General features: G+C 31.3%; 23 protein-coding genes. 2 read left to right on the top strand and 21 right to left on the bottom strand.

The window, feature by feature from the left end:
* Window positions 1–73: 73 nt before the first annotated feature.
* Together COI44_RS03840 and COI44_RS03835 are read right to left on the bottom strand one after the other, a co-directional pair.
* Window positions 74–454 carry a hypothetical protein gene (locus COI44_RS03840; RefSeq protein WP_142329221.1) on the bottom strand — a complete coding sequence of 127 codons (381 nt, stop codon included), beginning with the start codon at window positions 452–454 and terminating at the stop codon, window positions 74–76.
* 159 nt (window positions 455–613) lie between these two features.
* The gene (locus COI44_RS03835) at window positions 614–943 is read right to left on the bottom strand and encodes a nucleoside triphosphate pyrophosphohydrolase (RefSeq protein WP_286163743.1); all 330 of its coding nucleotides are present in this window, start codon (window positions 941–943) and stop codon (window positions 614–616) included.
* Between the two features lie 88 nt (window positions 944–1031).
* Here COI44_RS03835 and COI44_RS03830 point away from each other — a divergent pair, with 88 nt between their 5' ends.
* Entirely contained in the window at window positions 1032–2069 is a 1038-nt protein-coding gene (locus COI44_RS03830; protein WP_098426741.1) for an HNH endonuclease domain-containing protein, read from the top strand.
* A gap of 146 nt (window positions 2070–2215) precedes the next feature.
* Here COI44_RS03830 and COI44_RS03825 read toward each other — a convergent pair whose 3' ends face one another.
* The 8 genes from COI44_RS03825 to COI44_RS03790 form a co-directional block, all read right to left on the bottom strand.
* The gene (locus COI44_RS03825) at window positions 2216–5968 is read right to left on the bottom strand and encodes an AAA domain-containing protein (RefSeq protein ID WP_098426740.1); all 3753 of its coding nucleotides are present in this window, start codon (window positions 5966–5968) and stop codon (window positions 2216–2218) included.
* A 216-nt stretch (window positions 5969–6184) separates the two neighbouring features.
* Window positions 6185–6940: a hypothetical protein gene (locus COI44_RS03820; RefSeq protein ID WP_098426739.1), complete on the bottom strand. Its 756-nt coding sequence runs from the start codon at window positions 6938–6940 to the stop codon at window positions 6185–6187.
* Entirely contained in the window at window positions 6930–7778 is an 849-nt protein-coding gene (locus COI44_RS03815) for a hypothetical protein (protein WP_098426738.1), read from the bottom strand. The genes COI44_RS03820 and COI44_RS03815 overlap by 11 nt, the downstream gene beginning before the upstream one ends.
* 1 nt (window position 7779) lies before the next feature.
* Window positions 7780–9699, bottom strand: a complete 1920-nt coding sequence (locus COI44_RS03810; protein ID WP_098426737.1) for a hypothetical protein — start codon at window positions 9697–9699, stop codon at window positions 7780–7782.
* A 364-nt stretch (window positions 9700–10063) separates the two neighbouring features.
* On the bottom strand, window positions 10064–10453 hold the full coding sequence (locus COI44_RS03805; protein WP_098426736.1) for a (deoxy)nucleoside triphosphate pyrophosphohydrolase: 390 nt from the start codon (window positions 10451–10453) through the stop codon (window positions 10064–10066).
* A gap of 107 nt (window positions 10454–10560) precedes the next feature.
* Entirely contained in the window at window positions 10561–13470 is a 2910-nt protein-coding gene (locus tag COI44_RS03800; RefSeq protein WP_098426735.1) for a DEAD/DEAH box helicase, read from the bottom strand.
* A 321-nt stretch (window positions 13471–13791) separates the two neighbouring features.
* A complete protein-coding gene (locus COI44_RS03795; RefSeq protein WP_098426734.1) occupies window positions 13792–14712 on the bottom strand; it encodes an HNH endonuclease in 921 nt (306 codons plus the stop codon).
* A gap of 228 nt (window positions 14713–14940) precedes the next feature.
* Window positions 14941–15780: a glycoside hydrolase family 38 C-terminal domain-containing protein gene (locus COI44_RS03790; protein ID WP_286163741.1), complete on the bottom strand. Its 840-nt coding sequence runs from the start codon at window positions 15778–15780 to the stop codon at window positions 14941–14943.
* Window positions 15781–15856: 76 nt separating this feature from the next.
* On the opposite strand from COI44_RS03790, the gene COI44_RS03785 reads away from it, so the two are divergent.
* A complete protein-coding gene (locus tag COI44_RS03785; protein ID WP_098426732.1) occupies window positions 15857–16081 on the top strand; it encodes a PTS sugar transporter subunit IIA in 225 nt (74 codons plus the stop codon).
* On the opposite strand, the gene COI44_RS24805 is transcribed toward COI44_RS03785, so the two are convergent.
* The 11 genes from COI44_RS24805 to COI44_RS03730 all read right to left on the bottom strand — a co-directional run bounded on the left by COI44_RS24805 (window position 16028) and on the right by COI44_RS03730 (window position 25130).
* Complete coding sequence (locus COI44_RS24805) at window positions 16028–16183, bottom strand: SIS domain-containing protein (RefSeq protein ID WP_098426853.1); 156 nt, start codon at window positions 16181–16183, stop codon at window positions 16028–16030. The two genes, COI44_RS03785 and COI44_RS24805, sit on opposite strands and share 54 nt — an antisense overlap.
* Window positions 16125–16688, bottom strand: a complete 564-nt coding sequence (locus tag COI44_RS03775; protein ID WP_179887004.1) for a MurR/RpiR family transcriptional regulator — start codon at window positions 16686–16688, stop codon at window positions 16125–16127. Before COI44_RS03775 ends, COI44_RS24805 begins: the two co-directional genes overlap by 59 nt.
* A gap of 90 nt (window positions 16689–16778) precedes the next feature.
* Window positions 16779–17519: a rod shape-determining protein MreC gene (gene mreC, locus COI44_RS03770; RefSeq protein WP_098426730.1), complete on the bottom strand. Its 741-nt coding sequence runs from the start codon at window positions 17517–17519 to the stop codon at window positions 16779–16781.
* 269 nt (window positions 17520–17788) lie between these two features.
* Window positions 17789–18184 carry a VOC family protein gene (locus tag COI44_RS03765; RefSeq protein WP_098426729.1) on the bottom strand — a complete coding sequence of 132 codons (396 nt, stop codon included), beginning with the start codon at window positions 18182–18184 and terminating at the stop codon, window positions 17789–17791.
* Between the two features lie 191 nt (window positions 18185–18375).
* Window positions 18376–18765, bottom strand: a complete 390-nt coding sequence (gene mutT / locus COI44_RS03760) for an 8-oxo-dGTP diphosphatase MutT (protein WP_098426728.1) — start codon at window positions 18763–18765, stop codon at window positions 18376–18378.
* Between the two features lie 56 nt (window positions 18766–18821).
* Entirely contained in the window at window positions 18822–18950 is a 129-nt protein-coding gene (locus COI44_RS24455; RefSeq protein WP_286163740.1) for a hypothetical protein, read from the bottom strand.
* A gap of 612 nt (window positions 18951–19562) precedes the next feature.
* Window positions 19563–20345: an ABC transporter permease gene (locus COI44_RS03750; RefSeq protein ID WP_098426726.1), complete on the bottom strand. Its 783-nt coding sequence runs from the start codon at window positions 20343–20345 to the stop codon at window positions 19563–19565.
* A gap of 6 nt (window positions 20346–20351) precedes the next feature.
* The gene (locus COI44_RS03745; protein ID WP_098426725.1) at window positions 20352–21155 is read right to left on the bottom strand and encodes an ABC transporter permease; all 804 of its coding nucleotides are present in this window, start codon (window positions 21153–21155) and stop codon (window positions 20352–20354) included.
* Window positions 21152–22129 (bottom strand): ABC transporter ATP-binding protein, encoded by a 978-nt coding sequence (locus tag COI44_RS03740; RefSeq protein WP_098426724.1) that lies wholly within the window; start codon window positions 22127–22129, stop codon window positions 21152–21154. The genes COI44_RS03745 and COI44_RS03740 overlap by 4 nt, the downstream gene beginning before the upstream one ends.
* Before the next feature lie 168 nt (window positions 22130–22297).
* On the bottom strand, window positions 22298–23527 hold the full coding sequence (locus tag COI44_RS03735) for an exo-beta-N-acetylmuramidase NamZ family protein (protein ID WP_098426723.1): 1230 nt from the start codon (window positions 23525–23527) through the stop codon (window positions 22298–22300).
* 232 nt (window positions 23528–23759) lie between these two features.
* Window positions 23760–25130, bottom strand: coding sequence for a PTS transporter subunit EIIC (locus tag COI44_RS03730; protein ID WP_098426722.1), 1371 nt, complete (start codon window positions 25128–25130; stop codon window positions 23760–23762).
* Between the last annotated feature and the right edge of the window lie 420 nt (window positions 25131–25550).

Here is a 25550-nt window from a genome sequence, read left to right as displayed (position 1 = left end):
AGGTTTTGGCATCTTTTTAATTCTCCTAAAAGCATAGAAAAGGTTTTTTGAGGTTTTAATTATCTCAAAATTTTTATGAATAACTTTTGTCAGTTTCTCTGGTAATAATCTTTTTCCCACAAGTTATTTCATCGTATGTATAGTATGTATGTCCTTGTAGTGTTTCTTTTGGCGCAGGAAAATGATCTAGTTGTCTTTCTTCTTTCAAAATATAAAACTTAAACTCTTCTTTCTTTTCAAAACCAAATTTATTTCTTCTTTCGTAAATATAACCTAATAGTCGATTTTTAGTTTCACTATCTAAATAATTTACTTTGTTTTCCAGTTCAGGATCTCCATGTTTTAACACTAATTCACATTGTACGCTATACAATGCATCCATGCAGCCACCAGTTTTACGGAAAGTCATATATTTGGATGCTTTATAACTTCTTGGGTATGGATGTGCATGCACCAAATACTTCTTAATTAATTCTTGTGTTCCACTAGCAGGTATTGAAATTACTTCTTTTATTTTTTATCCCCCCTGTTTATCTTCTATATTAATATGCATTACTAACTTGTTTCGATTTCTCTGTATACCAAGGTAATTAAATCTGCATAATATCAGAACTTATCCTTCTACAACATGTTTCAAAAGAATTCTATCTTTAAACCCACCACGATCTTCCTTCTTTTGAAGTCGAACTTTCTCAATTTCCTCAATTGAAATCCCCTGTGTCTCAGCTAAAGCATAAAGTACTTCTAAAATATCAGCAATTTCTCCAACAGTTTCCTCAGGTGTTGCATTATAAAACTCTTCAAGTTCTTCATTTAACTTTTCGTTTAGTTTTTCTAAGTACTCTTTTTCACCTAGGACTTCCGCCTCATATGTACTCCCTGATTTGGTAATAACTGCTGGAATTTTATCTCTTACTAATTTGTTATAATATTTTATAGTCATTAAGTACTCTCCTTTTCCAAAAATAAGTATTTATTGTACACACTTAATTGTAGAATATATTAATTTAAATAGTAAGGGGTTAATTTTTTTGAATATTTTTACAGAAGAGTATCCATCGTTAGAATCTTACTTCAGATCTGTTATTCTTTTTGGAAAGAATTCAGCAAGTTATAAATTCGCATTAGCTAAATCTTTAATAGAAATTTCAGAGAATCATAATCAAAATACATTCATCCCATTAGAAGAATTATCAATTCCTTTTTCTAAATACATTTGTGACCATTTAAAAATTAATGATAAACAAGCTACATCTTCTTCAAGTAGATTTTTAAATGCATGTAGAGACTTTAATAGTGGATCAATAACACAAGATGATTTAATTCTTTTAACAAAAAAATTAGGTTTTGAAAATGTTTTGGATGCATTTCATAATGTAAACCAACAAAACATTCCGGTTTCATTTTTTGAAGTAAAAAAAGAGGGTAAAAATAAAGGTATTATACTAACTGATGATTTGTTTCACTTAAACCAATCAACACAGCACCAAAATTTTGGTCATGAAGTTGAAGCAAGATGGAGACTTGTTGAAACAGCCTGGTCATTAAATTTAAGTCCATCATTATTAAATGTTCATTTTGATGATCAATCCAAAATGTTCTTTATTGATGAGGATAATACACTTAAACGAATAGATGTAACATCGTCAAGAGATGCCTTAAATGGGTATCAAAAAGGTAAATGCTTCTATTGTTTTAATGATATTACAATTGATGAAGGATCTGACAGTTTGGCGGACGTTGATCACTTCTTACCATATACTTTACAACGAGAACTCCCTATAAATTTAAATGGTGTATGGAATTTAGTACTATCGTGTAAAGAATGTAATCGGGGAAAAGAAGGAAAGTTTGCAAGAATACCTGAAATTAGATTTCTAGAAAGATTGCATAAAAGAAATGAGTTTTTCATAGAAAGTCATCATCCATTAAATGAAACTTTGAAGAATCAAACGGGTAAAACCACTCCTACAAGAATTGCTTTTTTACAAAGTGTTTATAATGAATGTTCAAGTTTATCTGGTAATATTAAGTGGAAACCATTAAATGAATATGAAACTGCTTTTTAAAACTAACAATTTAATAAAGATGATTAATCTTAAATCGTTAATTAAAAAAACACTCTAAATTAAAATTTAAAGTGTTTTTTGTTATGGTCTTATAAATTCATAATAAAGATGTTTTTATTGATTTACTTACTTCTATATAAGAAATACTAACGTATTAACTCAGCTACTTTTTGTTTCTTAATCAAATCTTTTATAACATGTTCGATTCTTTCAATTTCACCGGAACGGTTTTTCCACCAATTCCTACTCCAAATACGTTCAATTTTCCATCCTCTATCTTCAAGGAATTTTTGGCGATAAACGTCTCTTTCTTTAGCACTTGGTGAGCTATGGTACATAGCTCCATCACATTCAATACCAAGAAGGTATTTAGAAGGATCATTTGGATCAACAATTGCTAAATCAATACGATATCCTGATAAACCTACTTGAGTATGGACTTCGTATCCTAGTTCAACTAACATATCATAAACTTGTACTTCAAATCCTGAATCAAAATGTAATGCATGTGGCGTAACCATCGTATTGCTTCCTTCTTGAACATCTTTTAGCGTACTTGTAACTAGATCTCTATTGTTTTCAGAAGTAGCTTTAGCATATTCAAGATATGCTTTTAATAATTTCGGACCTCTATTTTTAGAATTTGATACATCAAGTTCATTTGGCTCTATACTTGAAACTACTAGGATTTTTTCTTTTGCACGACTTACTGCTACATTTAACCTATTTTCTCCGCCAGATTGACTTAAAGTACCAAAACGATTATAAACTCTACCATTCTCTCCTTTAGCATATCCAATTGAGAAAATAATGACATCACGCTCATCACCTTGTACATTTTCAATATTTTTTACAAATATTCTTTCATCCAAATCACGTGATTGTATTTGATTATAGATCACTTCAAATTCTTTATCTGTTTCAGCAAGTTTTTCAATCTCATCTAGTATTTTTTCTTGCTGTTTAGCATTAAAAGTAATGATTCCAACAGATAACTTTGGATAGGTAATTATTTGTTTTTTAAGCTCTGAGACAACAAATTGTGCCTCTATAAGATTCGATTGATTTATCCATAATCCATCGATTTTTTTCCAAGTTATTGCAGCAGGTTGTTTTAAAGGCTCAACGTTTGGTGCAATTTGAATATTAGAATTATAAAAAGCATAATTTGAAAAATTAATTAATTCCTCGGACTTAGATCGATAATGCCATTGTAAAATGCTTTCTTGAAAATGACGCTTAGACAAGTTTAGTAAGCTCTTTGATTCCTCAATTTCACCCATTGTTTCATCATCTTCATCTACCTCCATACTACCTTGGAATAAATTAGATGGTGGTAATTGCATTTCATCTCCAGCAACAACTACTGTTTTCCCCCTATAGATCGAAGGAAGCCCATTTTCAACTGTACATTGAGACGCTTCATCAAAAATAACAAGATCAAATAAACCTTCAGTTAGAGGTAAGATTGAAGACACAACTTCAGGTGACAATAACCAAACTGGAAGTAATTCCGTTAGTCCTTTGTCTGAAAACTCTCTTACCAATTTTCTTAATGGCCATAATTGTCTCTTTTTAGATGTTTGATGACTTAGCTCTTTAATCGCTTTACCAAAGTTTATTTTAGTTTCTTCTATTGAACTTAATAATTTATTTTGAAGCATAAGTCTACCAGTATTCCGTTTTTGTTCAATTAAATTTTTCAATTTATCACGAATTCTATTAAACTGTTCTGTACTAATTGCCTCAATTATAGGATGTTTTCTTTCAATTTCATCAATCCAATGTAAATAAGTCGAATCTTTTAGGGAATCAACCCATTCTTTTGCTAAATTCGTTTCAACGAAAGGTACTTCTTTAATAGCTAGTTCAATTAATGAAATTACTGTATCATCTTTATCATGATAGAAACGGTCCATTCTTCTTAGCTCTTCAAAATCTGAGAAAATATATTCATGCATTATTTCAAGCTCATTTAATGGAATCTTTCCATCATTAACTAGCTTTTCCATACTTGTAATCCAATCTTCAGCTACATATGGAATTAAATTTTTTAACTTCGACATGAAATTCTCTGTTTCTTTTGAAAGGTCATAAAGCGTTTTTAACCATTGCTTTAATCTAATCCATTCTTTTGAACTTGTTCCTTTAAACTTATTACCCTCTAATAGCTCTTCAATAATGTTTTTTCCAGTAAAAGAAGTCCAAATCCATAACCGAATATTCTTAAAAGAGCGTTTCTTACTATCATCTAGATCCTCATAAATCTTCTCAATTTTTTCTTGAACTAATTTTGCATATTCAGGAGTCACGAAATTTTGTTCAAACTCGTCTAATTTGGAAACAGTAATTTTTGCGCTTTCGATTAAATCATTTAACGTATCTGTCATTTTCGATTGATCTTTTAACTCTAAAACCTTAAAACTCTTTCTTTGTTTCCATGGATAATTTTCATTTCCAAATCTTTCATAATATTCTCCGTAAGTATAAACCTCCGCAAGAATATCCTCTAAATTGTACTTACTTAATTTGTTTAAATAAGGTTTAACATTAACAAGGCGTTTCATTTCATCCTTTGGTTTCGAGATACTATACAAATCATAAGCTCTATAACCAAAATCCTGTACTTCAAATAATGCATTTGAAATATCATTTAATTGGCCTTCACTCATTCTTAATTGTGAACTTACTACCTCAAAATCTTTTTGATTTGAATCGTTTAATTGAATAGGAACATTTATCAACTGCTGAATCTTCGAGTAAAGTTTTTGACGGTCGTTCTTCTCATCATGTACTAGCGCTGCAAACTTTGATAAACCCAATCCATCAAGTCTCTGATTTACTACATCTAATGCAGCTCTTTTTTGACAAACAACTAATACCTTTTTTTTCTGATTAATTGCATCTGTAATTAAATTAACAATAACTTGAGATTTTCCCGTCCCAGGAGGACCATGAACAACTAAACCCTTTTGGTTTCTAGCTAGTTGAAGAATTTCTTCTTGGGAACCATCTGTAGGTAATAAAAAAACTTTATCTCGTTCATCAATATTTTTTTCTACTTCTTCTACAATTGGTGATAATAATGAATCATTTATAATATTTTCTTCTTCAAATAACAATTCCGAAATAAACCCTAAATCACCGTTCTCTTCTAAAATTGATTTCATTAAATCATAGTCTTTTATTACTGCAGAGTTCCCTTGAGGGAAACAGCCTATTACTGCTAAACTCTCAAGTGCAATTTCTCCATCATTTAATTTTGGAATGTCTTTTAAAGTATAGTTTTGAAATTTTTGAAGTATAGTGTTTTTAATTGGAAAATTATAATCGAATTCTTTAAACCATTCATGAAGTTCTTGAATTGAAGTAACATTAGAAAAATAATCTTCATCTAACATTTTCTCTTCAATATTAAATTCATTTAGTTTTTTTAAGGCTAAGAATAGCGTCCTATTAATTAATTTTTCTCCTTCACCTTTAACTAGATTCCAAGTTAAACCGTTTTTTTCTAACTTGATTGGGTATAAGAAAACAGGTGCTCTAAAAAAAGTACCATCCATCATTTTTCCAGTTAAGAATGGATAGCCTAAATATAAATCATACATTCCAGTTTCTTCTTCAATCCCTTTTAAATTACGGTGTAAGCTAGTTAATTTATGTGATAGAAGCATTTTCTTTTCATCATTTATATCTCTTTTAAATAATGAAATCTCATTTTTCTTATTTTTTATAATATCATCAAGAAGAGAAGAGTTTTGATTCTTATCTTGATAAACAAATTCTAATTCTGTTAAATCAACTGCCCATTTATCTGCTAACTTCATAAGGCGAATAGAACGGTTTCGTTTACTTAAATCACTCAAGCGATCTTTCAAATAGTCCAATTTTTGTATCATTGATGTCAACCTTTCAAAGCTTTTTCCTACATTTTATTTTTTACAAATTTTACTTATGTCTTTACTATAAATTAAATTGTTATATCTTCTATATTAACCTTTGTTATAAATACAAATACAAACATAAAAGCATGAGAACGATTCATTATCGAGCCCATGCTTTTAATTCTAACAAAAATTATAATAAAATATTACACTTAAATATTAATTCTCGTATCAAATTACAACTGGTGACATTTCATAGTAGTAACTTAAATACTTTAAGAACCACTCTTTTAAATCTTCCTTATCTAACATAGGTGACATAATGACAGGATAGCTTTTATTGAATTCAAATAATACACGGCGACCTACACGCTCATCTTTACCAAGATTTTCACGCCCTATAATTTTAGACTTCATCACTTTTGAAAGGTCCAATTCATCGATTATATCTAAAATATTTAATAAGAAACGATCGTTTCGGAAAATTTCATATTTAATAATGTAGTTATACATATCCAGATTATCAATCAACAACTCATAATAACGAGCTCTCTCCTCTATATCTGACACCGCATCATTAATATACTGTGCACCAAGTACACATTTATAAATATAGCTTTCCCAGTTAAAATCCTTTAAGACTATATTGTTAAAATGGCTAATACCTTCTGCGATTTGAGGATATTGCTCTAACAAGTAATCTCTTTTTACTGATGTAAGTAAAGAGTGCCAAAATAACTCATCAAAATGAATATCACGATCGGTATTTAAGTATGAACTTGACAACACTTTAAATGCTTCTAAAAACAATTCTTTTCGTTCCAATTCACTTCTTTGTGCCAAATAAATTGGGAAATCAGGTGCTTCGTCTATAAAAACTACATCCTCTGAAAAATACTCGTCTTTATACCTAATTTTGTCATCTAAAAAATCCATATAAAACTGTTCATTATTTTTATAACCTTTTTTGAGCAGTCTAATTTCCATTTGAACTTAGCTCCTTTAATGCCGCTGCGTATTTCTCTATAATTCTATCTGAAATTTTGTATATAACTTCATCGATGTTATCTATTCTTAATTCATTAATCATCTTTTTTCTCATTAAAGTGTGTAACTTAATGTCCAATGGATCAATCAAATTATCGATTTCGTCTAAATCTACTTGTTCTCCATCTCCGTTATTTACGATAAATCGTTGGAGAGCCTTTTGTAGCCCCATATAAATATATGGATTATTTAATGAATTACTTTTTGGTAGATTATTAAACTGCAACTGTTCATGCTTATAGTGAATAATAATCGTTTCATTGCCTAATTCGATTTTTACATCACTCAATAAATTTGGGTTTAATTTCTTTTCAAATAGTTCTAAAGGTTTTGTAATGCTACCATCAAAAATAACAACATTTGAGAAACCTAAAATCGTGTTTTTAGGCACAATTATTTCATCTTTAAATTGTTGGTAAAATTCACTTAGGTCATTATTGTCTATATAACTGATATCCTCTTTTGACTGAAGATGAAGTTGAATAGTTGTTCGTTTGCTAACGGAAATACGTGATTTTGGAATTTCAATGTAAGATTCATATTGTTTAAGTTTATAAAACTTATTATCTTTAGATTGAATAACTAAGATAAGTTGTGCTTTTCCTTGTTCAAGTAAGCGCTTTATAAAATCAGAATCGATTTCATAGGAAATATCAAAACGATAATTATATACATTTTCATGTAGTTGGACATCTAAAGTAAAATGACTATTTTCATAACTTGTAGATGTGTTCGTTAATATTGGGTATGGGAAATTAGCGTCCTTTTTATATATCATTTTACACCTCTACGTAGTAAACAAATTTAAGAGCTTTGTTGAAATTTTTTGTCAACTCTAACTGTAATTGAGCTCTACCTTCGTAGATAGCAATATCTTTTATAATATTGTTTTCGATTTTACATACTTTCCCTGTTATTCTATCAATTACTTGGCTGTAGTTTTCTTTTAGATTAAATTCGTCAGAATACTCTACGCCCATGCCATCAATAATAGAAAGTGAAATATCGCATGAAGTTTCTTTATTGATTTCTTTACTTTCACTGAAATCAAAACGAACCATTTCTTTATTACCTAATATTAATCGTTCAACAATATCTGGATTTGTAATGTATTTATTACGTACTTTTTCTTGTTCGATCCCATCATCCGCAAGTGGTTGAGATTTTACTCTTTTAACCGGATTTCTAGGAGTTGTTGGTTCATTAGATTTTTTACCGTCTTTTGATTTTTTCTTCTTTTTTGGTATTTCAGTGTTCATTTTTACAATCGATTTACCTTTGTTTATTTTTACTGTTGACATTGTATCTGTTAAGTCTCGTTTAAATTCGTTTTCCACAACATATAAAATATCTTTTGTATTCATTAACCCATCTGTAGGATTATTACTCTTAATCGCCTCTTCAATGATTTTAGAAATTTCACGAGTTAAATTGCTAATAAATTTTTTTGCACGCTTTTGAAGTTCTGGGTCTTTAATATGGTCATAAGACAATTCAGTATGGGATTCATTTTCTAATGATTTTAGGTATGCATCTTCAGGTGCTCCACCTATTAAAATAGCATTATATGGTTTATTAGCATTTCCTTGAATTTTCTTATCTTCTATTTTCATCCCAATTGTTCGAACAACTGCAACTCGACCTTTAGGAATAGCTTCATTGTAATTGAAATATAAATTGAATTTATAATCTACTTTACCATCGGTAACGGTTAATGATTTCGGTTCTTCATTTAAATATGTCTTTACATATAAAGGAGTAAATTCTTTCTTCATTTCTGCCATTTCCTGAACATAGTAATCCGCACTAAATACATAATCTTGAATTGTTTCATTCGTTATATATTTATCGTTTACGATTACTTCTAATTTCTTTTGAAGAATGGATATAAAGAAGCTATCACAGATACTTTTAATAATTTCATTTTCATTATTGTATTCTTCTCTTAAGAACGGAATAATGATTTTTAAACCACGTGTCTTTTTCTCAAATACCTCATGGAATTTATTTTCAAATGGATAGAACTTTGATTTGATATTTTCTAACTTCACGATATCTGTGAAATAACCAGATGAACGATAACTTTGATCTTTGTAATTATGCTCTATCAATTGCACAGTACCACCGAGATGTTGGTTTCCTTCTGCGTCGCAATTGGCAAAAAACATTAAGTTTAAATCTGAGGCTGCGTTCGAGGCAATTTTACCAACACCGTGTGAGCCACCGCGTGAAGTTTCAACAGCTTCATCCTCTTCCTCTGAGTGAACTCCTTTATTGTATGCATAAATCGCCCATGTATCTTCCTTTGAATTACTTTGGCCATTTAAGGCACCCTTAAGTCCTCTTGTATTAAAATCCTCAAAAGAAATATATGATACTTCCTCTTGATCAACTTTATTAATCATATGTTCGATCGCTTCTTTTGTATAACTGTTACGACCTTTTAAGCATTTAATACGATCAATAACTTCGTCAATACCTGGTACCTCGGTCTTTTTTATCGTACCAGTTTTTATTGTTAAAACTACTGGTCCATCATATCCGATTATTTTTCCATCTAGAGCATTTTGTGTGTTTTCACGCGTTAAACCAGAAATTCTTAAGTTGAAAAATCTTTCTAGAATTTTATTAAAATTCGACTCCTCGATATTTGGAATCGGTGAAAATTGCCATAATTGTTTTGTATCTACCAGATTCATAGAATGCTCCCCTAATAATTATTTCAAATACCCCAATTTTATATTTCAATATTTTTCTAATAGGACTCCTTAATAATAAAACTTTAAAGTTGATTAATACTATGATTTAATCCCAATTCTATAAATTACCAACTGTTTTGAAATTCAGTAAATTATAATTAAAATATATTCTCAACTTTAAAATATTTTTCTACCCTTTTAGTTTAAACTATTTGGTATGTAATAATTTGAATAGGTATTTCAAATTATTCAATCATTCACACTTTCTATATGATTGTAAAAGTTCAAATAGTATTCTTTGACATGTAAGAAAATGATAAGAACAAAAATGACGTTCCCTATATAGGTAGGAGAACGCCATTTTTTAGTTCATCAACTTTTCAACAGTAGGAATATCAGCCGGAGCCCATTCAAGTTCTTCTAAATCCGAAACATCTTTCCACTCTAATTTTGCATGCTCACTTGCAACTGGAGTTCCTGTTGAAATCTCTGCTTCATATGTTAACAGGTTTACAATAATTGCATCATATTCATGTACTACATCTTCAACCAAATCTGAAACTACAATTTCACAACCTAATTCTTCCATAATTTCACGAACTAAAGTCTCCTCAGGTTTTTCACCTTTTTCAATTTTACCACCAGGAAATTCCCACAAATTCGGTAAACTCATTTCAGGTGACCTAAGCGCACACAAAATTTGATTTTCATTGTTTCGAATTACCGCACCAACTACTTTAATTTGTTTTTTCATTTTTACATCCCTTTATTTATTTTATTTAACTCTATTATATTGGAAAGATTATTCAATTTAAATAAAGGAAGTAATTTTTTCAAATATTAGCTGAAAAATAAGAGCAATTATTCTTCCTCATTTTCACCACTAATAATGTAATAGTACAACTTACTTTCAATACTGTTTTCCATAATCATATTCATCTGAACAACGGGAAGTTCTTTTTCATCTTTACCTAACATCACCGATTGTTTAACCGTGTTTTTGTCTGGAAGTGCTTTTCCAAGGTAGTAGAAATCTCCACCTTCATCATTGTCCTTTTTCACAAAGATATGAATATCAATATTATTTTCTTTAGCATTTATTATTTTTTTAACTTCTTCTGATTCCAATGAACGATTACTTCTAGTAAACCAATTTAAGACTTCTTGATTTATAAATTCATCACCATATGCCACACTTGACTCTACTTCTTCATGTTTATGATAGGTTACAAATATTGGACAAGTATTATATTTTGTTTTGTAACCATACATTGTTGAGCTTTCGTCATTTGCCCAATTTAACAATCTGCATGCGTCTTTTCTTGTGTATTTTTCATACAGAGTAAGTCGTACATTTGATTGATACTTGTTATTTTTTTCTTTAGATGTTTTTATAACATCCCAAACCATTTTCTTAAAGTGATCATTACTTTGTAAGCTTTCAATAATTGAACCATTAAATCTAAAGTTATTATTTTCATCTAAGATTACAATTGGTATTTCACCATATTTACTTGTAAATGATATTGTAAAAAATGACAAATCAATAATTCTTTTAACAGAATTTATCGTTGAATCATCAATTGAACAATTAGCTTCTTTTAAATGACCGATATAATCGGTCATCTTTACTACTCCATCTTTTTGAAGTAATTCCAAAAGAATTATCTCATGCTTACGTTTACCATTTAATATTTCTAATGAAAGGAAAGTTAAAACCTTATCTTCATAATCACTTAATAAAGGAACATCTTCTTTAAGTTTCAATAAAAACTGTTGATGGTTCTGATATTTATTTACGATTACATTTGGATCAATTGAATTGTTAGTAATAAAATCATATAGAAACGGAGTTCTTCCAATTCTATTTTTCAGCTCAACAAACGCCTCTCTAAGTTTTTTCAGCTCTGTTAAATTACTATTACTAATTGAACTAAATATTAACTTTTTAGCTATTTCTTCAAAATTAATAGAAGAAACACCTTTAATATAACTTGTATCCTTCATATTTCTTCGAATACTATCTTTGTTTAGCGATTTGTCACCTGAAAGTGCGATCGGAATTAAATAATTATTTCGGTAGTTACCTATAAAATCTATTATCGTAACAAAATTTTTTGAACCATGTTTACGTAATCCTCGACCAAGTTGCTGAATAAATATTATGCTGGATTGTGTTTGTCTTAGCATTACTACTTGATTAACACATGGAATATCGATACCTTCATTAAAAATATCAACAGTAATGATATAATCCAAGTTCCCATTCTCTAAAAGTTCTAATTTTCTAGCTCGTTCTTCTTGTGAGTGATCTCCTGTTAAAGCAAAAGTATGATATCCTTTATGATTCAATGCAATTGATAACTTTTCAGCTTCTTCTTTTCTACTACAGAAAATCAGACCTTTTACTTTATCACCTGAATAACCATAATACTCGATTTTATCAATTAAATGGTTAACACGTTCATCTGTTACTAACTTTGATAATATTGTAGCATCATCTATTGTTTCTCCATCCAACTCAAGATCAGTCACTCCAAAGTAATGGAAAGGACAAAGCATGTCTTCCTCAAGCGCTTCTTGTAAACGAATTTCATACGCAATGTTGTAATCAAAAAGTTCATAAATATTAAAATCATCAGTTCGCTCAGGAGTAGCAGTCATTCCCATTAAAAACTTTGGTTTAAAATAATTGATTACCTTTTTATAAGATTGAGCTCCTGCTTTATGAACCTCATCAATTAAAATATAATCAAATTCTTCAGGATCAAATTGTTGTAATGTATCATCCTTAGAAATCGATTGAATTGTAGCAAATAAGTACTTAGCATCTTTTTGTTTATTTGTACCTGATAAAATACCAAAATCCTCGTCGATTCCACCAAGTACTTTTATATAATCTGACTTAGCCTTCTGTAAAATTTGCTCACGATGAACAATAAATAACATTCGTTTAGGCATATAACTTCTAACATCAAATGCTGATAGATAAGTTTTCCCTGTTCCTGTAGCTGAAATAATTAAGCCTTTATCTTTCCCAGCCTCACGAACTGCTTGAATTTCTGCTAATGCCGTTTGTTGCATTTTATTTGGCAAGATTTTTAACGCTTCTTCTATTGGATTAGTTTGATATGATACTGGGAAATCTGATATTTGATCGAAAACTCTATTTTCTTCTATTTGATTATAAGCACTTTCATAACTGTCAATCCACTCATGGTTTAATGGCTGAGATTTTTCCCATACATCTTCAAATTGCTCTTTAAAATGACGAACAATTTCACCATCTTCATGTGAAGTAAGCTTTATATTCCATTCATAATTTACTTTTAAGGCATTTGCAGTAATGTTTGAACTCCCAACAATTAATGAATAGTGAGTATCATTATTAAAGATATACCCTTTTGAATGAAACCCCTCTAAATTTGTTAATCGAACTTCAACATTTTTAATCTTCATTAACTCTCTAAAAATTTTAGGCTGATTAAAACTTAAATAAGTCGAAGTTAAAATGCGACCGCTTACACCTTTACGCTGTAGGTCAAGTAAGTGCGACTTAAGCATGGCAAGTCCACTTTCAGTAATAAATGCTACTGAAAAATAAAATGTCTTACAATTATCTAGTTCTTCTAATATAGTAGATAATACATTTTCGTTATTTTTAGTATTATTGACTAGTAATTTTGGAGTAAAACTTCCGTTATAATTATGTTTTTGATCAATAAACCCCTTGTGTAAAGATTCTTCTAGTTTTTGAATAAAATTCACCATACGATCCCCAATCACTACAGTTTTTATTTATTTCTAATTTGGATTTTAACTTAAAAGAATACCTAATACTATGATTATTGTCATTTCGATTTACATTTTCTGTATTTAGAATACAAAAGAACCTACTCAAAAAATTGAGCAGGTTCTTTTTGGTATACAGTTATTAAGACTGAAAACTAATCTGCTGAAAATCTAAAAAGCTTCTTCTAAAATATATCATTAAGAAAAACTGGCTATACTTTTCTCTATGAACTATTATCCTTTGTTTAAATTTTCCATGTAAATATAAACTTAGAACATGAGCACATTAATAAGCACTTATTAATATTTATAAATAAATTTCTTATGCCAAATGAAATATTCTTTATTTTTGGAATGCATTTGTATATTAATCCTCTTGTCTAGCCCGTAAGTCATATAGTTTTCTTCACAAATTATTGAAGAAATGTGTAAATTCCCTTTGCCATCGAATGCAATCAATCCTTTATCATAAAGTGCATCATGATTACAACAGAGCAACACGCCGTTGTATTGATCTAAACGTTCACTATTATTGCAATCTTTCCATGGTTTCGAATGGCTAGCTCTAAGTAATTCCGTTAAATTTATATCACACAATGCGCATTTATTTTTCCAGAGTTCTAATAGATCTTTTCTAAACTTATGTTGCCCTAATCTAATTTTAGCTTTCGCTTCTAATTCCGTCTCTGATATAACATGTATTAACGTAATGTTTTCAGTTCTTCTTACTGCATCTATGGATAATTCTAATTGCTCTTCATTTATTTGATAAATATTCAGTTCATTAATTAGTTCTAGCAACTTTATTGCTAGTTCCTCGTTACAAGGATATAAGTAGCCTTGGTTTCCACTTCCATCTTGCTGAAATGCCGAATACTTTATAGGTAAAAGAGGCGAAATATCATTAAAATTTTCTCGCACATTTAAAGGTAAATCTAATTCAAAATATTTTACATTTACTAAATACCCCTCGTCATTCCATTGACTATGACCTTGCATTATAGTGGGTTTACTAGCTTTTATACACTCATCTATGGCAGTACTTATAGCAACGATATTACCTTTTACGTAATGAAATATCCTATCATCTTTTTTGATTTCTTTCATTCGTTGCCATGAATGTGGTACATTACTTCCTTTATCCTGCTGTGGAGACCAAATAATCCCTAGTTCTTTTTCTTCATGATAAGTGCGTCCTTGCATAACAATAAAATTATTCAAAGCGCTTCCTCCTAAGCAACTTTCCACTCTAATATTTTTTATGTTATATAAGTAAGATGCAATCTATACATGAAATTAAATATTCTATAGCCAGCAATAGCTAATAAATATTAGATAAAATTATTAATGTCACCTAAGTTTCCACAATACCCATCAGAAAAAGGCTATTTTCCGTTAATAATAAAACGAAAAATAGCCTTTTTTGATTTAAAAACATATATTTTTGTCTTAAAACAAAATCGATTTAACCTGATTTGTTCTCACATTTATTCCAACTTGCTGATCGTTTACAAATACTTCTTCTTTTACTTTTTCATTTAAATTAACATTGTATACCTGATCAATTTCATCATAAAATTGCCAAAAAGCATACTCTTCATTTTCTGATGCATTATAAAAACGTAAAACAAATCCATCTCCTCTCTCAGCCTTCTTCAATGTACTCAAAATCACACTCGAAGACCTCTCCCTAAAAAAGCTAAACTCCAACGGCGTCTTCACACCAAACTCATTCAACTTCATAGCATCATAAGGAATCTTATTATATGAAACAATAGGAGTTAAATACTCCTTGGTAATCCGAGCAACATTCTCTTCCTTATTATATGTAGCAATCGCAAACTCCAAAGACAACTTCCCAATCATCTGAGAATCCGGAGTAGGCAACTTAATCCCAGACGGTCTCCCTGGTCTACGAACCATCTCCTCTTTCCCAAGAAAACCAATACTCCTAAACAGAGTAATCGCGATCGTATCAAATTTTCCACCAACAATTTCATACTCTCTCGTACTATTCGTTAATACACTAATTCCATAATCATCATTTGATAAACCAACGTAACTCAACATAGGATAAATCGAATCTGGACGTTCATCCCAATTTTCTTCCTCCCAGACTTGAATTGCCGGATCTACAACATCTCGTTTTATTGAACCAAATTGATTATCTGAAACTGAGAAAGCTGAAGCAATACCCGTTGGAATTAATACTCTTAGTCGATGATCCTTTGCTTGATTATTCAATTCAAATTTTATATCAAGTCTTGGTTTATGATTTGGAACATTCACTACAATATGAACGTCGATAGCTCCATCAATAATACTTATCTATTCTTTTTTGGAGTGCTTCCTCATCTTCAGGTAAATAAATCAAGTTGAATTAGTTATTTTGTTAGCGATTCCAAAAGAAGAGGAAGGCACTACGCATCTTACTTTATTAGCTGAATTGGTTACAAGATTATCAGATGAAGAGTATAAAAATAATCTACTAAAAGCAGGAACAAATAAAGAACTTTTTGATCTTCTAGACTCACCTTCATTTTTTATTAGGAGAATAGCAATACAAGTTCACATCTGCTATTTGTTGTAAAGGATTTTTACTAAAATGAGTAAGCGATATTAACTTTATTCCCTTAAATTTTGCTAATTCCGCAACATCTAATACTTGAGCTGTTTCTCCAGATAATGAAATTTAAAAAAAGTAAATTATTCTCTTTAGAATCAAATTTAGAAAGCTCATATAAGACATCGTGTCGGTGAATATAATACTCAGCCTGTTTACCGACAACTTTGAGATTTTTTATCATCATTTCACAAAAAGGTGCAGTATCCCCTACACCAAAGAAAAGTACCCTACGTGCTTCTTGAATCATTTTTGTGGTAAGGGAAAGCGTATTTTGATCAATTAGTCCAATTGTTTTATGAATGTTATAAGTTAAACTATCCTCTTCTGTAAAAATACTTTGATTATTCATTTCCTCTTTTAAACTATTCTTCATCTGAGAATATCCATCAAAACCTAATTTTTTGGATAATCCCGTAATCGTATTCGGAACCGTAAATAACCTTTCAGCTAAATATTGTATTGAAAAGCCAACAACATCCTCTTTGTTATTAAGGATAAACTCGACTATTTGATCATCCGTATCGTTTAGCTTATATTCATATTTTTGAATCCTTTCTTGGAATTGTAACATTAACATACACCTACTTTTATGTACTGGAATTATTTATGCAAAAAAGAGAACAACTCTAACATTGTTCTCTTTTTCTATTGTTCTTTCCTTTTACTTTTTACTTAACAATAAAATAACGTACTCTAAGTCGTTTAAATCATATAAAGGTTCTATATATGCTGTTTGATTTAGACCTAAATTATCAATTTTAACTTCTTTGACTTTACCAATTTCAATACCAGTTAAATAAATACCTCCTAGACCAGAGGTAACAATAATTTCACCAGCTTTTAATTTATCATTTACATTGAAAAGGGTCATTTTTAAATAGCCAGTTTTCTCATCTGCTCCTTTAATTAGGCCTTGTAATTGATGATTATTTTTGGGTTGGACTGAAATATATGAGTTATATTTCACTGCACTTAATAATTCTACTTTTGAACTATTCTCTGAGACTTCAATTACTTTACCTACTAAGCCTTGAGATGTCATTACATTAGTATTTATTTTCACACCATTTTTAGAACCCTTATTTATTTCAACAAAGCTGTTCCAAGTATCAAAATCTCTTTTTGTGACGATTGCTACATCAGTTATGTATTTTTGACTCTCTTTGTTTAGTCTTTCTTTTAGCATTTTTAATTCTTTATTTTCTATATTAAATTCAGTTATATTTGCTTTTAAAGATGTTTCATTGCTCATTTTTTCTTTTAGATAATCATTTTCTTTTTTTAATTTAAGAAAATTACTTATATTGTTAGTGTAATTTTTGAATGTGCTGGTTTTTGAGAATAGATACCCACCTGTAATAAGAATAACGATTAAAACCGTAATAATAATTATTTTTTTCATCGGTTTATCCTTTTCATACTTGTTTTTATTATGAAGCAATGAAAATTCAATTTAAGAATACCATGAAAAATATCCTAAATAAGAAGGGTAATATGGCAATTTTGTGTTTGAACAATTTTAATAAATCTGCTATTTATTATTCTCAATTATTACCAAAATTAAGAATTGAAAAATAAAAAGTCAACTGCAGACAGTTGACTTTTGTTGCTGTAAGTTATAGAAATTTTAGTTCAAATCAAACTCTTGAATTATCAAACACCCATAAATAATTACTTTGCATTAGCATCAGGTTGATGAATTCCAAAAATATTACCATCAGTATCAATGAAGTATCCTTGCCATGCCATTCCAGGCAGTGCATATTTAGGCATTGCTACTTTGCCACCATTTTCAACAATTTTAGCTTCCGTAACGTCGTAATTTTCTACTCCCATGGTACATGCATATCCATTTAATGGTTGGTTTGCTTCAGGAGGAGCACTTTGGCGCTGCATTAAGGCACCATTAATTCCCATTTCGTCCTCATTGCCTGTCACTGCACCAAAGTATGGCATTCCTGCATATTCACTCCAATCTTGAAACGTCCAACCAAATACCTCTCCATAAAACTTCTTTGCACGTTCCATGTTATCAACATGAATTTCGAAATGAACTAATCTTCCCATAGTTTCCTCCTATGTTTTACAAGAATTTTCCTTAACTCATCTAGTATGTACACTATAGTTGCTTATTTATTATTATATTGGATATGGAAAAAAATTCAATTTCCAAAGAAATATTATTTTATCATTTGTTCGACATCATTCTAAATTACTTAGTTTTATCGTTTATCGTTCGCAATCTATATACTAATATTTTATATAATCAATTTTTCAACCGTAGGAAGGTCAGCTGGAGCCCATTCAAGTTCTTTTAACTCAGAGCTTTCTTTCCATTCTATCTTCGCATGCTCAGTAGCTACTGGCGTACCGCTTATAATTTTGGCTTCGTAAGTTATCAAATTTACAATTATATTTGGATACTCATGAATGACATCTTCAACTAATTCAGATACAGATATTTCGCAACCTAATTCTTCCTTTATTTCGCGGACCAAAGCCTCTTCAGGTTTTTCATTCTTTTCGATTTTTCCACCAGGAAATTCCCAGCTATTTGGCATGCTCATTTCAGGTGAACGTAAAGCACATAGTATTTGGTATTGATTGTTTCTTATTACAGCTCCAACTACTTTAATTTGTTTTTTCATTGATTCCTAATTCCTTTTAATTTAATTATTACTTTATTATTTACAAGGTCATGATACTATTTCCTACTTTTATCTAAAATACAAATTGCTTTTTCAATTTTAGCTAACGTCTTTCCCATTCCAAAATCTATTACTTTTGTGTGTGGCTGAGTGGATTTTCTTTTATTTTTTCGTTTTAATCCCATAATGCTCCTCCTTTATTATCTAATTTATTTTAACAAAGAAGGAACAAAATTTTCTTCAAAAGTAAGAAGAATATGGGAACTCTTAATAACATCCAGTTGTTTTCATCAGAGTGAGGCTTATTTTCATCCTTTCAGTTAAGTTAAGACACAATAAGAAAACTAAAATATTCACTTATAGTTCATTTTTGTTTAAATAAAGTCGTATGTTTATCTGCTAACATTAAATTATATCTATAGTTAGGATTGCATAAAGACCATATTTAATAAAAGAAGGTGCAAATGAAAAAACTATCACGATTTCAAAAATTATTCTTTTTAATTTGGATTCCTTGCATAATAATTGGAAACATTTTTTTGATTAAAGAAGATGGCTTTACTATTTCTATTTGGTATCAGATTATCTTCGGGTTATCAACTTTAATATTTAGTTATGCTAGTTGGAAAGATAGAAATCTCACAAGATTTTTAATTAATGTTAGCGTATGTTTAACTATTTCAACTTCAATTTTGATTTATTACATATAGACTGGTACTAAATTTCTATTATCCTACATAACTCCATTTCTTCTATATAAAAACGCAATCCCATAACTAGATTGCGTCTTTATTATTTTACGAACCCGTCGATCGATAATGTCTTACTCCAATTTGCCATACTAGTAAACAAGGTATAATAAAAATAATCCCCACTACTGGCGATACCATATATAGATACGCTTTTCCCTCCGTTTTATCTAAAATGTACATTAAAGGTAAGTAATTCACACATCCAAAGGGTATAACAAATGTAAAAAATTTAGTTATCCATTTCTGATAGATATTTAACGGATACTGTGCCATCTCTCTTCCGCCATCAGTAAAAATATTAACTACTTCGAGACCCTGAATTGTCCAAAAACACATCGTTGCTGCAAGGATAAAGATTCCGGTAAAAATAAAGACCCCGCTAATGATCATTAAAATAATGGTTACTACTTTCATACTGCTCCATTCGATGGAAAGATTATTTAATGCCCAAATCAAAACAATTAAACTCTGAAGCAATCTACCAATTCTAGTAAACTCGAATTTGGATCCCATAACTTGAACAATCGTACTTCTAGGACGAACAAGTACTCGATCAAAACTTCCGCTAGCTACTAGACTAGAGAAATTGTCAAATCCACGGGCAAAACATTCACTTAAGGCAAAGGCCATATGGATAATCGCAAAACAAAGCGCAACCTCGTAAAAAGTCCATCCTTTTATTTGTCCAAACCGTTCAAATAAAAAGTAAAGACCTGCAAACATCGAGAACGGGATTAAAAACTGGCCAATTGTTAATAGCCAAAAAGATGTGCGGTACTCCATTTGTGATTTAAAGAGAATAAGTAGATATTTAAAATATAGTCTCATATTGGGTCAACCTCCTTGGACCACGACTCTTCGTAAGGCTTTATTAAAAGCGATTCTTCCTAGCCAAACAAGTAAACATAGCCAAACAATTTGTACAGCGATACCGATTAAAGCTTCATTTTGAGGTATATTACCAGAGTACACTCGAAACGGAAAATCAGCTGTCCATCTAAACGGTAGGAAATTAGCTAAAGTCTGAAGCCACGCTGGCATTAGTGGAATTGGAATTGTTAATCCAGAGAAAAATTCCCCAATAACTCCAAACAGTAACAAGGAGCCGATAGGAGACATTGTCACAAATACTGAAATATAAATAAACATCGAAATTGAAACAAGAAGAAGTAAGCCAAAAATAAGGGCAAACAAAAATAACACAAAGGTTAAGACACTTGGTGGTAACGTCATTTTATAAGGTTGAGGTAAAAGGAATGCAACTAGTAGGATTGGGAAACACCTTAGAATTGCACTCGACAAGCGTTGTGCTAAAAGTTTTGAATACCAAAATCCGTAGATTTCGCATGGTCTACAAAGCTCATATGCGATATTCCCAGTTGTAATGAGATCGAAAAGCTCATTATCACGAAACCACAGCATGATGAAAGCTAAAAAGGATTGTTGTAACCATAAGTATGTAATGATTTCTTTTAAAGAAAGTGGTTGAGAATGTACTGTTTGACTATAGAAAGCTTCAAAAATCATAATGTACATAAATCCCCAGAAAAACTGTGTTGCTACCCCCGCCAATGCTGCTGAACGATATTGCATTCCGTTCAATAATCGTAGTTTTAGTACAGATACATATGGCTTCATATTTGAAACTCCTTGTAGAGACCAACGATAATTTCTTCAATTGGTTGTGCTTCAATCGTCACATCGAGTAGGTCAACCTTACTGGATAAACTGGAAATCACATCTGATATTTTAACTTGTTCTGTGTCTAAACTTATAATTGCCCGTTCAGGTAACCATGAAATCATTGTGGTTCCAGGAATTTTAAATGGATTGTGGTCCTCCCGATAATCTACCGTAATCGTTTTATGAGTCCCAAAATGTTTTCGTAATTCATTCAAGTTACCATCGAACAATAAACTTCCTTTACCAATTAAAATAACTCGATTAGCTAAAGCTTCAATATCATTCATATCATGCGTCGTAAGAATGACGGTAACACCCTTTTCTTTATTAATCCTTTTAATGAACTCACGTACGGCAATTTTTGAAACGGCATCAAGTCCAATTGTAGGTTCATCTAAAAATAAAATTTTAGGACTATGTAGCAATGATGCTGCGATTTCACAGCGCATCCTTTGTCCTAAGCTTAATTGTCGTACAGGTGAATGAATTAGACTTTGTAAATCGAGTGTTTCAATCAGTAAATCAAGATTATCTTGATATTCATTTTGAGGAATTTTATAAATATCACGGAGAAGCTCAAACGAGTCTATGACGGGTACATCCCACCACAATTGAGAGCGTTGCCCAAAAACAACACCGATATGTTTAACATAGGAAGCTCTTTCCTTCCATGGAGTGTATCCCAATATGCTACACGTCCCTCGATCTGGAACCAATATTCCGCTCATGATTTTTATCGTCGTAGACTTCCCTGCACCATTCGGGCCAATATACCCAACGATTTCCCCCGGTTCAATTGAGAAAGAAATATCATTCAACGCTTCAACAATCGTATGCTCACGATAAAAAAGCCCCTTCACTGCCTGCCTAATTCCTGAAGAACGTTTCGCAACCTTGAAGGATTTACTTAAACCATCTACTGTAATCAATTTTTTCGCCTCCTAACATTTTTTGACTGGAAGAAAAATACTATCATCTTAATATCGGCACGTCAATATTTTTTCAGTTTATTCGGTAATTTTTAAAAATTAAAACTTTAGAAGTATATGGCAATAAAAAAAGAATGAAATCAATTAATCTCATCCTTTTTTAGTAAATCACTTATACATCAAATACTTTTTTCGAACCTTCTTAAATTCATCCAATTCATTCTGGTATTTATTCATGATGTCTGTAACGGAAGCTCCATCGAGAATCATCGGTCTGATCCAGTCGTTTCCGATTAATCTATCAAAGAAGTTGTTGGATAGAAATTCAAAATCATTTGGGTACATGTCATGAATCGTTTTAATGATGTGAAGTCCTGTTGAGACCGCTTCTAATTTTTCTTGATCCGTGACATAAATTTCAACACCATTGCTCAGTATTCCCGCATGTTTCGAGAATGTTGGTATAAAGGATGCCTGTCTAAATTTCACACCCGGAAGTCTTAATGCGTTCAGCTTTGCTGCAAGTTCTGTTCCATTAATATATGGTGCGCCGATTATTTTAAACGGTTTGGTTGTTCCGCGTCCCTCTGACATATTTGTACCTTCAATTAGACCAGTTGCTGGATATATAAATGTTGTTGAAACTGTCGGCATATTAGGTGATGGTAAAACAAAAGGTAGTCCTGTTTCGTCGTAATCCATGGAACGTTTCCAGCCTTTCATTTTGACGACTTTTAAATCTGCTCCAATTTTATATTCTTTATTGAAGAATGTAGCGAGTTCTCCAATTGTCATTCCATGCTTCGTTGGAATTGGGTACATCCCAATAAAGGATGAGGAGTTAGGTTCGAGAACAGGACCATCAACTGAAAGTCCGCCTAGTGGATTCGGACGATCAAGTATTACAATTGGAATGTTGTTTTCTTTTGCCGCTTCGATTGCATATGCCAGAGTGTAAATATATGTGTAGTGGCGTGTACCTACGTCTTGTATATCAAAGAGAAGTAAGTTTACATTTTTAAGCATATCAGCTGTTGGTTTATTTGTTTTTCCATAAAGACTGTAAACAGGTAGTCCTGTTTTATCATCAATATACGATTCGACATAACTTCCAGCTTGGGCATCACCTCGAACTCCATGCTCAGGTCCGAATAAAGCTGTTAGTTCGATATCTGGATCCTCGTACAACAAATCGACAATGCTGTTTAGCTTAGAGTCAATACCTGTTGGATTGGTAATTAAGCCGACTTTTTTTCCCTTTAAAAGTTCTTTCTGATCATCTAAAAGAACTTCAATTCCAGGAGTTACTTTATTCTTTTTCTTATTTGCAGAAACATCTTTTTCGATCGGCCATGCACAAAGGACAATAATCATAATGTACAAAAATACTCGTTTCATCTCCCCCCTCCTCTATTTATCGAATTATTTTAGTTGCAATAACTGAACGAATGTCGAGACTCTAGCCAAACGGATATAGATTTTGATGAGCACTAATTTTCACATCTAGCCTTAGCTATCATTCTTCACGATTTTCCCGTCTTTTATGACAAATAGGACTGCTAAACTAGAAGCCCTTCTTTTTAAATCTTCTAAAATAGTGTTAGCTCTCCCGCTGACATGTTAACTTAGTTTATTTGAATTCTACTGCCATTTCATCTTTAAATCCGAATAAGAAAGTAAAAATAAAGCCAGCTACATAAGAGATAATAACTCCAGTTAAGTATAATAAAATCTGATTAGTATGAACTAAGAATGATAGTGGAAGTCCTGAAACACCGACTGCAATTGTAGCGATATGGAAATGAGCCTGAAATGCTCCGCCAACTCCAGCACCTAAACATGCCGTTAAGAACGGACGTCCTAGCGGAAGAGTTACACCAAAAATTAATGGTTCACCAATTCCAAGCATTCCTGATGGAAGTCCCCCACCAATCGCACGTTTCAAACTTTTTTTCTTCGTTTTAAAGTAAATTGCAAACGCTGCCCCTACTTGACCTGCTCCACCCATTGCAAGGATTGGTAGTAATGGGTCATCTCCAATGGAGTTAATTAATTCAAGATGAACTGGCGTCAAACCTTGATGGAGCCCAGTAACGACTAGTGGAAGGAATGTTGCGCCAAGTACAAATCCAGCTACAACTCCTCCAAAATCAAGAACATTCAATAGTCCTTTTGTGATTGCATCTGATACATAACCGCCAACAGGCATAAACACTAGGTATGTAACGATACCTGTAGTTAATAACGCTATGGTAGGTGTGAGAATAATATCTAGAGACTGCGGAACAAATTTTCTTACTCCCCTTTCAACTAAAGCGATGAAGATTGCAGCAAAAAGAACACCAATTAACCCTCCACGCCCAGGAAGCAGATTATGCCCAAACAAAGAAATATCTGCAACTCCAGGGTTGATGACAAGAATACCTGCCAATGCCCCAAGCGCGGGGGATCCACCAAATTCCTTTGATGCGTTTATTCCGACCAAGATTCCAAGATAAGCAAACAGACCCGATCCGATAACAGTTAAAATAATAGCTAATTTTGAATCTGCTGCAAGCCATTCTGCTTGAACAATTGCTTTTGTTATACCGGTTATTAATCCTGAAGCTACAAGGGCAGGAATTAACGGAATGAAAATACTAGCGATTCTACGTAAAAACAGTTTAAAAGGTTTTGCATTCTTTCTATCAATCTCTGATTTGTTTTTGGAAGCTACTTCATTCAAATCAAAATCATCAGCAGCTGCAAGCAGTTTATCAAACTCTGCTGCAACTTTGTTTACAACACCAGGTCCAAGTATGATTTGAATCGTTTCCTCTTCTACAACTCCTAGAACCCCTTCTGTCTTTTTGATTGCCTCTATGTCTACCTTTGAATGATCTTTCGATGCTACGCGTAGTCTTGTCATACAATGAGTGGACGACGAAACATTCTCCACTCCTCCCAAATGCTCTAATAATAGTTCGGCAATTAATAAATATTTGCTAATCCCCTTTGTCATCTTTACATCTCCTTTTAAATTAACAAGTTAATTTGTTTAAAAGATATAATCTAACTCCTGAAATAGATTTGAATAGTCGGTGTTGCTAGATTGTTAGTTGTTTATCCTCTCCCTTTTTTTTCAATTTAAATGAACATTCATCAAACGCCTTAATTTCAGAAAGTGTCTGAAGTTCAGCAATTTGACCAATTAATACATCCTAAAAAGTAACATTATTAGGTTGTTTACTATAAACAAAATTTCTAATATTACATTAAGTATTTTGAAATTATATTTTAAATTTTACGCTAGTGATATCGCTTTTATGACAAGGTATTAATAGGAAAAATATTAAATGAGAGAATTGATAATTTGGATGGGGATGAATCGTATTTACCCCTTATGGTAATTTCTGATGGAGTAAAACCAAGTATGTTTTTA

This window comes from Bacillus sp. AFS088145, from assembly GCF_002564465.1.
Lineage (GTDB): Bacteria > Bacillota > Bacilli > Bacillales > Bacillaceae_G > Gottfriedia.
Note: the sequence above shows the minus strand (reverse complement) of the source record. Positions and strands in the feature narration are given on the sequence as shown.